The sequence below is a fragment of the Streptomyces sp. NPDC031274 genome, assembly GCF_055570235.1.
The window spans coordinates 1-1,220 of sequence record NZ_JBVIHP010000325.1; the positions used below are offsets into that span (position 1 = coordinate 1).

Annotated in this window: 3 protein-coding genes; 1 reads left to right on the top strand and 2 read right to left on the bottom strand. The window is 69.9% G+C overall.

What is annotated here, in order from left to right; translation table 11 throughout:
* Both ACZ5CR_RS46060 and ACZ5CR_RS46065 read right to left on the bottom strand, forming a co-directional pair.
* On the bottom strand, positions 1-393 hold a 393-nt coding region (locus tag ACZ5CR_RS46060), incomplete at its 3' end, for an FAD-dependent oxidoreductase (protein WP_468869920.1).
* 34 nt (positions 394-427) lie between these two features.
* Positions 428-598: a hypothetical protein gene (locus tag ACZ5CR_RS46065; RefSeq protein ID WP_468869923.1), complete on the bottom strand. Its 171-nt coding sequence runs from the start codon at positions 596-598 to the stop codon at positions 428-430.
* 73 nt (positions 599-671) lie between these two features.
* Between ACZ5CR_RS46065 and ACZ5CR_RS46070 the strand changes: the two genes are divergently transcribed.
* Positions 672-1,037, top strand: a complete 366-nt coding sequence (locus ACZ5CR_RS46070) for an ArsR/SmtB family transcription factor (RefSeq protein WP_468869925.1) — start codon at positions 672-674, stop codon at positions 1,035-1,037.
* Positions 1,038-1,220: the final 183 nt, after the last annotated feature.

A 1,220-nucleotide genomic window follows, 5' to 3' on the forward strand; every position in this document is an offset into this window, starting at 1 on the left:
GGTGAAGGGCTGCTGGTCGCGGTCGGCGTCGACGACGCGGTCGCGGCCCTGGCGGGAGACTCCGGTCACGGTCGTGCCGAAGCGGACCTTGTCGCCCAGGATGTCGGCCAGCGGCTGCAGGTACTTCGCGGCCCAGTCACCGCCGGTGGGGTAGGTGTCGCCGTCCGGCTTCACCCAGCCGGTGGGAGCCAGGAGCTTCTCGGCGGCGGGGTCGACGACCTCGCCCCAGGTGGAGAACAGGCGCACGTGGCTCCACTCGCGCACGGCCGCACCGGCCCTGTCGCCTGCTTCCAGAACGAGGGGGTCGATGCCGCGCTCGACGAGGTGGGCGGCAGCGGCCAGTCCGGTGGGGCCTGCTCCGATGACGATGACGGGGAGCTGCTGGGTGCTCATGATGCTCGGTCTCCTCAAAGCGGGGCGTTGGGGGTCAGCGTGCGTGGGTGAGGGCGGTCAGCTGGGTGTGCTGACGGGTCTGGGCCGCTCGGGTGGCGCGGTCGCTGACCTGGGCGCAGCTGTCACAGAAGCTGACTCCGGCCAGGTGACGGGCGGTGCGGCGGGCCCGGGTGACGGTGAGCGCGGTGCGGAGGGTGGCAGTCACGACGACTCCTTGTTTCGATGCCTGTCGATGTCTTGAGCTTGCCACTGGTATCGATGGGTGTCAACATAGACATATGTCGAAGTCGAAGGTTGTCGAACTGCCGGTGCTGGACGCCGAGGCTGTGGTGCCGTGCTGCCCGCCGATCACCGCCGGGGAGCTGTCGTCCGAGGACGCCGAGCGGATGGCTGCCATGTTCAAGGCGCTGTCCGACCCGGTGCGGCTGCGCCTGTTCTCCAAGGTCGCCTCGCATGCGGGCGGCGAGGCGTGCGTGTGCGACATCTCCGACGTCGGCGTGTCCCAGCCGACCGTCTCCCACCATCTGAAGAAGCTCAAGGACGCGGGACTGCTGACCTCCGAGCGGCGCGGGACCTGGGTCTACTACAAGGTGGCGCCCTCCGTGGTCGCGGCGATGTCAGCGATGCTCGACCTGCGCGTCTGACCCTGGATACCGGTCATCCGCAGCCCGGCGGGCAGCAGCGCGCCAGGTAGTCCTTCAGGGCGTCGAGACGGGCGGCCATGCTCGCGCCGTCGGCGCGGTAGAAGACCTGCTTGCCCTCCTTGCGGGAGAGGACCAGGCCACCGCGGCGCAGCAGGCTGAGGTGCTCCGAGGCGGTCGACGGCT